We start from the raw sequence: 12,730 nt of genomic DNA on the forward strand, positions 1-12,730 counted from the left end.
GTCGCTTGAAAGCCTCAAGAAATGCCGTAAATACCAGTAGTATGAAGGCGTTTTTCTTCTCCACACTGCCCTTTTGTGCGTATCATATAGTATGACATCAGACACACTTGGGAAAAATGAGATAGAAATCAAGCTCCAGCTTGGCTCCTTTACGAACTATTTGAGACTGTTAGGAGCCTTGGGGCCGCTTGATGGGGAGCGACAGCAGTTGAATGCGTTCTTTGATACCCCCAATCGGACGCTTGCTCTGAATGGCTGGGCGTTGCGCGTCAGAATCGAGTCATCCATCGCGGACCGCCAAATTCACCAAACGACTTCATTTGTCACACTCAAAAGCCTGCCTGCCGATGCCAGTATGACGGTTGTTAGACAAGAAATAGAGTCAGAAATAGACTATACCGTGGGAAAATCGATAGTCAACGGCGAAAAAAGTATTCTCTCTTTATTGGCTGATCCGGTTCGGACTATCAGCAGAATGTTTAAGCTCGATAGTCTTATCAAAATTGTCGAGTTTTCAAACACAAGGCTTGAGAAGAAGTATATGATCGATGGGCACGAATATCTGCTTGAAATAGACAAAACCGAATACGATGACCACTCCTGCGACTATGAGTTGGAAATTGAGATTGAATCGACTGAAGAATCCAAACCTATCATCATGACACTCGAAAAACTCTTCAGGTCGCATGGCATCCCCTTTGAGCATCAAGTGGAAAGTAAACTCGTCCGAGCCTTGGCTAAATCCGGCATGCTTCCTTCATAGGAAAATTTGACGACCCATCGGGAAAATTGATATCCGAATTGTCCTCTGTGGATATTCTCCGATTTGAATACAATTCTAAATATTATGTAAAGGCAATCCCCTGTGGTTACCCTCTTTAGTGCTACGTTAAATATTCCGTCGGGTCTTGGTCACTTCGAGCGAATAGCGAGAAGTGAGTGTGACCTTGACGGTCACACGAGTATGCGACGGTCTGCCTCGGCGTCTCGCACGAAGCTTTTTACATCGCAATTCCTCTTTGAATCTTCGTGTAGGCCGTCCTCCATTGGCGGATTCGAAAATCTCTGGCCTGCACCAAAGAAAAGATGTCAGGATCACATGGATCTCTGACCTACGAATCTCGGAGAACATGAGATTGCCACGTCCCTCTAAGAATCGGGACTCGCAATGACAGAGAGGGCAAGTTGGCGCACGAGGCTTTCAAGTCCGCCCCACCACAGCGGGCAGGCGTGGTGGGACGTACGCCAACCACGAATTCAGCATGCTTCCTTCATAGGAAAATTTGACGGCCAAATTGTTATCTGTCGATGTTCTCCGTTTGTTAACCTAACAGTCTTATCTTTCGTAGCGATTCCGCCGTGGTTCGCCGCAGGCGAACGGTTCAGCGATTCTTTATTCACACAAAAATATGTCCCACCGCAAGCGGTGGGGTACCGGAATAAAGAGAAGATAGATTCTCGGCCACGGAGGACCGCACGAAGAAGGATATGTGGTGTAGGGTAGGGTGAGGGCATATTGAATACAGAATCCTCCGATCATTTTGTGTTGCCGAGGCTCCGAAACACCACTATATTTAACAAAACAATGGAGCTCAAACATGTCTGAACGTGTACAACAATTCAATGACGAGCGAAGCAAGCTTAATGAGATCGTGCATGGCAGGGACGATCTCAATATCAAACGTTTTTTCGGGCTGGATTCAGCCGTTTACCGCAAAGGTGCCCTTGATGCCAAAACCAAAGAGCTTTTGGGACTTGTCGCCTTGCTGGTCCTTCGCTGCGATGACTGCATCAGCTACCATACTATCAGAGCAAAAGAAATCAAAGTGACAGACACAGAATTTGACGAAGTCATGTCGATCGGTTTAGTGGTCGGCGGCTCAATTACCATCCCTCATCTGCGACGCGCCTATCGGCTTTGGACGGAGATGGCCGAATGAACCGATCGGTTACAATAGTTCTCCTGTTATACATACTGACCGGATGTTCTCCATCGGTCTTGTCTCAAAGCCAAAAACCAGACGACAAACCGCTTGCATGGTATCAGGAGCGATATCCCTATGCGGGCGATTGGGGGAAAGTTTTCAATCAGGAAATGGAGTTTGAGTGGCCCGAGGGATATAAACGGATAGACTCATCAAAGCTCACGCCATTTCAACATTGGATTTCATTTATGCCGCTCTGGCCCTACAGCAAAGGAGTTGGGTCTTTGAAACGCGGCGAAGTCCTCTCGCCGGATAAAATCTCGCGCGTGGTCAGGCTACCGTGGCGCACCAGCCAGTTGATAGATTACGTCATACCAATTCAAATTGCCGCCGAGTATCTCCTCTGGCAAAAACGGCCGCAAGCGCTCATCCTTGCTCCAGCCGCAGGCGATACGCTTTCGTATAGTAGATGGCTCACCAGCATGCATACCTATGGCCCGCGCGGTGATGTTCACTTTACGGAATCGACGCCGAGACTTGACTCCAAAGAAGAATTCAATCGATATATTGACCTGTGCGCCCACAATTTCAACTATGCCGCGCTTGCAAAAAACTCTGATTCGATTTCAGGAAAAAACCTCGAAAAGGAACTCGCTCCCGGTGACTTACTTATTGGGCATAACGAAACCGGGCTCAAAGGAAAGACCGTAATTCTTCTCAATGTCATCGTCAATAAGAAAAAGGGGAAACTCTATCTTGTCGGACTCGGCTGTGAGTTCGGATGCGATCTCCATATCCCGCTCAATGGAGATAACCGCCGCAACCCCTGGCTGACGCTTGCGCAGGTCAAAGCTCTCCTTGGTGAATGGCCCCAATCAGGATTTTACCGCTTGAAGATTGAATAGGACGCTCCGTTCGCAATTCACACCTCTGCTTGTCTCTTTTCCGCTCATAATTTGTTGATTTATTGCCGAAAATAGGTACCATCATTACGAAATACAAACAACTCTTAGACTACCTTTGGAGGTTTTTTGATGCGCAGATTACTTATGTTGGTGCTGCTTCTTTGTTTCAGTCTGACGGCTGCACTGTTTTTTGGCTGCAGTGATGACGCCAAACCCACTGACCCCGACACCGGACTTCCGGTCGGAAACCCCTCTGATAACGAATATCAGGCAATGGGCGAAAGTTTTAGCGGAGTGGATGCGGCAGAAAATGCGGCTTTTGAGGGACTCTTCAATTCTATCGAAGGGATCAGCGCTCTTAGCCCAAGCCCTTCCAATCGGCTCCGAATTCCACAGACAGCCACGCATGAAGTCTGTGTCTTCAACAGCACGTATAACGATGTCACAAAATGGTGGCACACCACACTTTTCTGCACAGACCACGAAGATACCGTTTCGCATAACGACTCAATCCAATTTTTCGAAGCCGACGTCATTGTGCAATGGCCGACTATCGCAGTCACCGAAATCAGAAGCGGAGCGCATGTTGTCGCCAAATACCACACAGCCGCGCCCCATCCGCCTGTAACTGCCGCAAGTTCCGACGGCGAGGGTCAGATCGATGCCAATCACAATTGGGTAATTACTGGCGAAATTGGAACGGCCGGTGATATCGTCATTAATGGTGACGGCGGCTTGGAAGCTACCGGCGCCAGCGAGAACGGCTATTGCACCCACGAACTTACACTCTCGACCACGTACGAAGGGATCCTCATCAATCTGACGGAATTTCAGGATGAAATCGGCGAGGATTGCCCCACCGGCGGAACCATAAACCACAGTGGCGAAGCGAGCATTAACTGCAATGCCCCCTCCGGCAACGGCACATGGGAGGACAGATGGAGTGTAGTTATTGTCTTTAATGCAACCGGCAACACGGCCACCTTCCAAAACCGGCGCGCCCATTGGACCATCACCACCCTGTGCGGCGAAGACCGAGACCATGGCAACGCTGAGGAAGATGCCGAGTTTGAGGCCTTTGCCAATTCAGCCCATGCAGGCGAAGAAATCAATAAGATAATGTTCGACGCGATTGGCCACTCTCTGGATGCGATCGCGGCGCAGTCCTCGCCCAAAACATTTTCATTCCCTGCGGCGACCGCCGATTCAGTTTCAGCCGTGTACGATGACGTCACCCAAACATGGAGGGTGTACCTTGATTTCACCGAAGTTGACACGACCGAACATGGTACAGATGCAATCCACTTTGTTGTAACCGACTATATTCGTTTGAAAGAAGGATCTCTCGTTGTCCAGTGGCCGTCAACTTCGACGACTGAAGTCCAGAGCAGCATGACTTTCGCCGCTGATTTCAATAACAGTAACGGTGACGATGGAATAATCGAAGCCGATCATAACTGGACATTCGTCTTCCCGGCCGGAACATTGGGAACTCCAGCAACTGGCATGTTAAATAACGCCGCCAGTATCTTTGCGTTAACTATGAATGGTTCTGGAAACGGTGACATTAATTTCCATGCAAATGATGATGGGGCTAACTGCGACTTTCAGCTGGTCACTTCGCATGATGTAACCGACCTCGTATTTCCGCTTCCCAACGGTGATGATATCTGTCCTACTTCGGGCACGCTTTCTTTGGAAGGCTCCGCTGTGATCGGTTGTGAAAGCAACGATGGCAATTTCTCATGGGAAGACAGCTGGACAGCAACAGCAATCTACAACGATGGCGTGGGCGTGATCGTTCTTGACAACACGACCTCTCATTGGGAGTTCGAAGAAAGCTGCAACGGATTGCCTGCGGCATCCTCTTCTGTTCGACGTCTGCTGAGCCTATTTGAGGCGAAGTAACCTGACCGAACACGATCGCAGACTGTTTGATTTTTTCAGGTCGATATAGACAAAAGAGCCTCATCCCTGAGGCTCTCTTCTTTAACGTGCTGTCAAGCGCCCTCCTTCTCAATTCCATCCTTTCACCCATTGTCATTCCAGTGAAAGCTAAGGGGGGAATCCAGGGTAAATCAACATGCAGGCCGTATTTGGCCTGCACCACCTTTAGACACCGTGCTGACAGGCGCCCCCGCCTGACAGTCTTAGTCGTGTAGCGATTCCGCCACTGCTGACTGCGGTTCAGCGATTCTGTATTCCTCACATCCGCTCCCTCACCCTCCCCTCTCCCAGAGGGAGAGGGGAATAACAGATCACGGCGTCCCGACGAATGTCGGGAGTGGGGTACAGGAATACGGAGTAGATGGATTCCGGCTTGCGCTGGGGGTGACAATAGAGAGTTCGTGACCACACGAACGAAGAGAAGAAGTCGGGCCGCGGCGGCGGACTGACCTACGGATATCGGAGAACATGAGATTGCCACGCCGCGTCTAAGAAGCCGCGGCTGGCAATGACGATGTTGAAATTGCGGCTGCAATATCCTGTACCTCACCCTTCCCCACCCGTCTTGACTTTATCCTCGTAAAATGGCACATTAGCAAATGTCGTCTTGTGCCGGAGGAGTGGCAGAGCGGTCTAATGCGGCGGTCTTGAAAACCGTTGTGCTGCAAGGCACCGTGGGTTCGAATCCTACCTCCTCCGCTTTTATGTGGTCCACCGATTTGACATTGTAGATAAATATTTGATACATGTGCCCACCCCCACCAGAAAGGACACCATGAAATACTCGGTCAATATCGACATCAACCTGCCAAGAGAAAGAGTCGTCGAACTTTTCGACAATCCTGACAACTTAAAAAAATGGATGGAAGGCCTGCTCAGTTTTGAGCACCTCAGTGGCGTACCCGGCAAACCGGGCGCAAAATCACGTCTCAAATTCCAAATGGGCAATCGTGAAATTGAAATGATCGAAACGATAACCGTGAGGAATCTCCCCGATGAGTTTTCCGGCACGTTCGAAGCCAAGGGCGTCTTCAATGTGGTCACAATTAAATTCGTTCCCGTATCGGCCAATCAGACAAAATACATTTCAGAGCAGGAATTTCAGTTCAGCGGCATGATGAAAGCAATGGGATTTCTCATGCCCGGCGCGTTCAAAAAACAATCAATGAAATACCTGACCGCTTTTAAAAACTTTGCGGAAAACGAAAGCTCGAAATAAGAGCAGAGTAAAGAGTCCCTTACCGAAGATTGACTTCACCATGGCTAAGAAGAAACCAGCAATCTCACATGGATTTACTCGGATACACGATATTACCCTCCCCCTCTATTTTACCTTGACAAATTGGGCTTTTCTGCTATGTTTAGCTGGATTGATATCAGGGTGTACGCTTTACTTTTGTGCCCCCACTACTGCTATTTGTTACTTGTCACAGGTTACTGCTGTTGGTCTGTTGCTATGCTCAATTTGTCGCTATGAAGTGACAAGTCATAGCCCGCCGCCCGTGCTTGTGATGGACTTTACCACACACTTGGAGGTTGTCGCATGGATTTCTGCTCACGTTCCCTTGCATCGCGCGCGCTCACCACTCTGGGGATAAGCCTGATGCTCTCTTTTACACCAGCCCAAAGTTCTGCGCAGGGGTTTAATATGACCCAACTGGCGACTGTCCCGGGGGGACTTCGCTCGGTCTGGGGCTATACCGACAGTTTGGGCCGAGAATTCGCCTTGGCGTGCGCCGGTAATTCGCTTAAGATTGTCAATGTAACCGTCCCCGGATCGCCGGTAGTGGTGGCGACGGTTCCGACTGTCGGCAATGATTTAAAAGAAGTAAAAACATATCTCCATTACGCTTATGTAGTTAACCAAGCCGGAGCAATGCAAATAGTAGAACTGGGATGGCTTCCAGATTCAGCCAAAACTGTCGCGACATTCTCATCGCCGACTGTTCCCGGCCAGCATGCAATCTGGATAGACAGCTCGTATGTTTATCTCGGTATGAACGGAGCCGGACTGCGCGACTATCGAATTCTTGACCTTGCAAATCCGGTTGCTCCTGTGGAACTCAGCGGAACACCTCATCCCACTGCGGCTTGTGGCGCCTTTGCCGACGCCCATGATTCGTATGTTGTTGGGAATTTGGCCTTTGTTGCCAATCTGAGTTCGGGCTTTATGTCTGTTGATGTTACAAATCGGTCAGCCCCGGTAATTCTTGGGAAGGCCCTCTATAACGGCGCTTTCACGCATAGCATGCGGACATCGGCCGACGGTCAATATCTGTTCACTACCGATGAAACCAACGATGGCCATCTCCGTGTTTGGGATGTTTCGGATCCGGCAAACATGGTTCAGGTAGCTGAATATCCAAAGCCGGGAGCTATAATCCACAATGTTTTCCTTGCTGACCCATGGCTCTACGCTTCTTATTATGCAGACGGCGTGAGAATATTCGACGTTTCGGATCCGCTCACTCCTGTAATCGTCGGACAGTACGATACTTACCTCCAAGGTTCTGGCAATACATTCAACGGCTGTTGGGATGTCTATCCCTATTTTGCTTCGGGAACCATTGTCACGTCGGATATTACCAATGGTTTGGCGGTGTTAACATTCAATGATACCCGGGCTGGCTATCTTGAAGGTACCATAACCGACGCCCCGACCGGCGATCCGGTTCCAAATGCGACAATCAACTGGACGGATCCGGCCTCTGGCGCGAACAACACCGCAACAACTGCGGCTGATGGAACATACCGTCTCGGAGTACCGTCAAACTCCATTAATATTACGGTTGCAAGATCGGGTTATGCCAATAACATCCAGGTCTTTACTCCCGCTTCTATAGTGGTAACGACTCATTCCGTCGCGCTCAATAGAAGCAGTGGCGGACGTCTGGGGGGCACAGTCTCCAACCTCAATGCAAATTCTTCAAAACTTCCCGAGCTACGGGTATTTCCGAACAATCCTGGGATAATTTCGACTGACAATGCCGGCGCGTATGCCTTCGCCAATATGCCGAGCACAAATTATGTGATTTATGCCGGTCAATGGGGACGGAAGAACGTGATAGACACAGTCCCTGTTCCAGTTGGGTCGCTTACCACCCTTCCGATAACTCTTACGTCCGGTTATGAAGACAATTTCGAGCTAAACCTTGGATGGACAACAACCTCACCTGGTGATTCAGCGGCGTCTGGACGCTGGGAACGGGTAAACCCCAATGGAACCATAACCGGAGCATTCCCGGTCCAGCCCGAAAATGACGCCGGAGGCGGGGCTGACTCGCTCTGTTTTATAACTGCCCAAGCATTAGTTGGGGGATCGATTGGTTCAACCGACGTCGATAACGGCCAGACAACACTCACCACACCATCAATGGATATGTCGACAAGCGGTGACCCACAGGTATCATACGACCGGTGGTATACCAATAATCGTGGCGGCAATCCCAACCTGGACGCTTGGGTTGTTCAAATTTCAAACGACTCCGGTTTAAGCTGGGTGACGCTTGAAAACACCTCCGTCTCAAACGCAACCTGGGTCAGTCAAACATTCAGAGTTCTTGACTTTGTGACGCTGACAAATAAAGTGCTGGTCAGGTTTGTGGCATCCGATGACTGCCTTGGCTCCATAGTTGAAGCGGGTGTGGATAACTTCAAGGTCGTAGATCTTGCGCCGCCGACATGTTGTGTCGGCAATTCCGGAAATACGGATAACGACCTCGGCGATGTGGTTGATATTTCAGATATTACGGCTTTGATTGACCATCTTTTCATCTCCTTGGCACCGTTGTTCTGTCCCGAAGAGGGGAATATTGATGGTGATCTGGGTGCAGTTGTCGACATCTCAGATCTGACGGCCCTTATCGATCATTTGTTCATTAGTCTGGCTCCGACAGCGCCCTGTCAGTAAAGGCCTGAATATAGTGTCGGTCCGCCGACGCCACAGGGGAATATGCCCCCCCTCTCCCACGGGTACAAGATTAAAGAGAAGATGGATTCTCCGCCGTGGCGGACTGGAATGACACTACAATGAGTCGTTGCGAGGAGCGTCTTCCCAGACGCGACCTTCCACGGGCGGGCAGGCTGCGGCGGACGGCAATCTCAGTTCGTCTTCATCTGGCATGGCCGGGAAAGCCTCGTGCACCAACTCTCCCATGAATAGAATGGCGAAAAAGAGCCAACTTTCGAACAATAGGACTTTTCTAACAGTTCTGCCTCCCACACTCAAGAAGATTATCATTGACAAAAACAAGGTTTAGGTTTACGTTATTGGTGATAGATAGGTTGGTGCCAGTTTACGTTTCGCCAATACCTCTCCGACTTTCGCTTCGTAAACTGTCCCGAACATAAAACACATTCATTCAATTCGTTTGCTCTTTTTTGAGCAGGCAGCGTATCTTTTTCTTTAGTGCCGCCGGGTAATTGTCTGCCTGTGTGTATAGTTGAGAATTTTATTGGATGCGATAATTGAGACGAGAGTCTGTGACTCAGACTCGAAAAAGGATGATACAGTTTTCGGTTCGTCTGAGTGCGAACAGAATAAAGGAGGTAACGACAGGGTAAAGAGTAATGGCGCAGCAGATTATAGGATTGTAACGAAGGTTGTCTGTTGCTGATTTAGTAATCCGATTGCGCTGATCAACTGATCAGCAGAATTCTAATGGGTATTGAAAGGAATTAATTTATGCAGAAAAGAATTATATCTGCTTTGCTTGTCGCGTTGGTCTGTTCACTGTTCATGAGCAGTTCACTTCTTGCCAAGGCGGGCTACGACAAGCGGGTGGAAACAGCGCAGACCAGTAAAGTTGTGCAGTACAGCTTTCCTCAGGCACAGCGGGAACTCATCGCTCGAACAGTCCCGACTGAGGATACAGAAGAACAAATAGCAACAGCGGCTGCGGAACGCAAAGCGGTGAAAGTCTCGCTTGGCAGCCGTCAGGGCTCGTCAAACGCGGCAGCTTCGGCTGGTTTTACTATCGCAACTACATGGATGGATGATCAACAGCGTCCTGATTCTAAAGGCCATCAAATTGACTTCCGCAATCAGGCCGATATCATTTTCACCTATACCGACGCTCCTTCCCCGTCGGCAGATGCTCGTTTTGCTTATAACGCCTTTAACCCGTCGCCAGTCAATGGCAACTTCAACTGCCTTTTTGGCTACGGCAGTGGAGCGGTTCTTCAGGCAAGCGGTGAAAAAGGAAGCTGGCCAAAACTTGATGTTGTCAATGGCCGGATGGTTTTAGCCGGAGTGGACGATGTCGGCCAGCCATTAGACAACCATATTTACGACGAAAGCGCCTGGCAGAGCGGTTTCTTTGGGGGCGGTTCAAGCATTCCCTCTGCGGATTACAGTACTTGCTTTTACGACGCCGGGGACAAGCTTTTCCACCCAGTGGTCGAAGTGCAACAGCTCGGCCCTGATGTTATCACCCATATTCTCGGTGGTGAAAGTGTTGTGAATACCTTTGGAAGTCTTGTCAAAAGTCAGCTCGTCTATTTCCGCCGCGTCAATGCCGGAGCCTGGACAGGCAAACTATGTGTTGATGACTTTGCCCGAGTCTTTGGCGGCAGTATGACTGCCTCGCGCGTCTCAAACAAAGTTGCGGTTTCGTGGACAAAGGTTTCGACGACCGGTGTGGCCAACTCACAAATCTATGACAATAACACCTGGATTCGCGTCGGAGTCTCAACTCTTGGCAGCACTGCCTGGGGTCCCAATACTAATATCACCAACTATTCACGTGTTACTGCTTCGGGTTCATCAGGTTTTGAAACTCATTGCTTATATGATACCGGAGACAACCTCCACGTTATTTGGGCGAGTCAACCGACTATCGCAAATGTCTACGCCCCGACTTCAACATTCTTTTGGGGTGACTTCTCCAACTTGCTTATGCACTGGTATAGCGCTACGGGCAATATCAGCGTGTTCCACAACTCAGATTGGGGTCTCGCCCAGAACACGCAAGTCTGCGGTTTTGGTAGTCCGGGTACGGCATACACCGGCTTCTTCTCGATTTCTGAATGCGACAACAAATTGTACGTCGTCTTTACCCAGTACCTCAATTTCTTTGGCAACTACGGTCAGCTCTCGCAGACTGATGACTGCGCCTCGGGTGGTTTCGATAGCCGGGTTCACGCCGCAAACGGCGAAGTACTTATGGTTGTTTCCGGCGATTTGTCCGGTCTGCTCTGGGATGCGGCGAGAAATCTCTCAGGTAGCTATACTCCCAACTGCGATTCAGCTACTGGCGGCGGAGTATGCATGAATGACACCCGCGCTACCATGAGCCGCTACGGACAAAATACTGCCGGCATGTGCTGGCCCGGACCTGAAAAGGTCGATCCTTCCGGAAGCTATGCTGGGGATTGGTATCTGCATATTCTCTATACCGAAGACCATTTCCCTTCTCCGGCATGGCGCACTCCCGCTTTTGGTCCTCTGACTGAGAATCCCTTGAAATGGATGCGTCTTGCCTGTGTCCAACCGATTGTTGCCGCTCAAATATTTACTACACCGACCACATTGGGCTATCCGGAATATGTCACATCGGCTGCCGGACCCAGCCAGACTGATGTCGTTCCCGTTACCGTGCGAAATGACGGAAATGCTAACTTAGTTATCTCCGCCATTACTCCGGTCAAGCTTACCCAGCCTGGCTTTAACTGGCTCACTGTTTCCCAGCCCACCCTTACAGTTCCAGCCGGACTGAGCAATACCGGAACCTTTAATATCACCATAAGTGGCGCCGGCTTTCCGGCCAACTCACTTCAGGCTCTTAATGGCTATGTCATCCTGACTTCAAACGCCGCCAATTCACCGGCTGATACCATCGTCATTAATTACGTGGTAGCAGATACCGTAGCGGCTATCCAATGGGATACCGTCACGACCAGCAATGGTAATGTCGCTTCGGCTACCGGACGCATTGCTTTGATCGTTTCGAACCATGGCGAGAGTGGCCGCTCAGGCATAGGCAGAGTGAACCTGGATTATGCCGCCAATGGCATAGCTGTGGAATGCGATACGACCCGTGCTACGGTTTATCTCTATTCCGGCTCACCGGTGGTTATCCGCCGCGACAGCCCGACGGTCTATTCGATGACAGCCTCTATCTTCCAGGCTAATTTCGGTACCGCAGTAGCTTTCAAGCCGGTTCATAACCGGGCGATACCGGCCAAGCTTAACACGGTGGCCTATGATGGTTATTTCACGGGTACTTTTGTCTCGGAAGATACCAGCATTGCCGTCGAGCGGACGTACTTTGCTCCGAAATCGGGTGGTGATAATGCCGACTTTATCATCATTTGCACGAAGTTCTATTCCTATAATGGAATTACTCAAAACAACCTGCTTTTGGGCGATATGATCGACTGGGATGTACCTTCAAATCCCGGAGCAACCAATAAAACTGGTATCGAAGGCTCAACGGTCTTTGCTCGTGGTTCGGATACAGGTACTGTCCTTAGCTGCTTTAGCAAGGCCCGTTATGGCGCCTCCACCTTCCTTGGCATGCACACGGAAGTGGCTTTCAACGCTAATCCCTGCGCAAACGACGTTAGCAAGCATGGTCAGTATGCCGACAGAAATGACTCGGTCGTTTTCCCGGCAGACAATGGTGTTGCTGATCCGGCCCGTTTGTGGACTAAAGCCGGTGCCATTAGCGGCACTGCGGCTCTGGCTCCGGCTCAGGATTCGACTGATGTCAATATCATGACTACCTACAAGCATAACTACACCCTGGCAGGCAATGATACCCTGACAGTGTATACGGCCGTGACTTCGGTCCGTGCTGGGGTTCAGGACGATCTGAAGGCTAACTTCACTGCTGCTTGTAATTGGTACAATAGCAACCTTCGTCCGGGTTGTACGGTGTGCTCGTGCTGTATCGGATCCACCGGTAATGCCGACGGCTCACTCGACGACGTGGTCGACATTGGTGACTTGAC

The 12,730-nt window shown here is 50.1% G+C and carries 7 protein-coding genes and 1 tRNA gene; all 8 read left to right on the plus strand.

Going from position 1 to position 12,730, the window contains the following annotated elements:
* Positions 1-91 precede the first annotated feature (91 nt).
* A complete protein-coding gene (locus tag SGI97_02440; GenBank protein MDZ4722754.1) occupies positions 92-763 on the plus strand; it encodes a CYTH domain-containing protein in 672 nt (223 codons plus the stop codon).
* An 835-nt stretch (positions 764-1,598) separates the two neighbouring features.
* Positions 1,599-1,940 (plus strand): carboxymuconolactone decarboxylase family protein, encoded by a 342-nt coding sequence (locus SGI97_02445; GenBank protein MDZ4722755.1) that lies wholly within the window; start codon positions 1,599-1,601, stop codon positions 1,938-1,940.
* Positions 1,937-2,830: a DUF4846 domain-containing protein gene (locus SGI97_02450; GenBank protein ID MDZ4722756.1), complete on the plus strand. Its 894-nt coding sequence runs from the start codon at positions 1,937-1,939 to the stop codon at positions 2,828-2,830. The genes SGI97_02445 and SGI97_02450 overlap by 4 nt, the downstream gene beginning before the upstream one ends.
* Positions 2,831-2,959: 129 nt before the next feature.
* Positions 2,960-4,738, plus strand: a complete 1,779-nt coding sequence (locus SGI97_02455; GenBank protein ID MDZ4722757.1) for a hypothetical protein — start codon at positions 2,960-2,962, stop codon at positions 4,736-4,738.
* 653 nt (positions 4,739-5,391) lie between these two features.
* Positions 5,392-5,476: transfer RNA gene (locus tag SGI97_02460), tRNA-Ser, on the plus strand.
* 76 nt (positions 5,477-5,552) lie between these two features.
* Positions 5,553-5,996, plus strand: a complete 444-nt coding sequence (locus SGI97_02465) for an SRPBCC family protein (protein ID MDZ4722758.1) — start codon at positions 5,553-5,555, stop codon at positions 5,994-5,996.
* A gap of 324 nt (positions 5,997-6,320) precedes the next feature.
* Positions 6,321-8,687: a choice-of-anchor B family protein gene (locus SGI97_02470; protein MDZ4722759.1), complete on the plus strand. Its 2,367-nt coding sequence runs from the start codon at positions 6,321-6,323 to the stop codon at positions 8,685-8,687.
* Between the two features lie 774 nt (positions 8,688-9,461).
* On the plus strand, positions 9,462-12,730 hold a 3,269-nt coding region (locus tag SGI97_02475; protein ID MDZ4722760.1), incomplete at its 3' end, for a hypothetical protein.

It is taken from the genome of Candidatus Zixiibacteriota bacterium, from assembly GCA_034439475.1.
GTDB lineage: Bacteria > Zixibacteria > MSB-5A5 > GN15 > FEB-12 > JAWXAN01.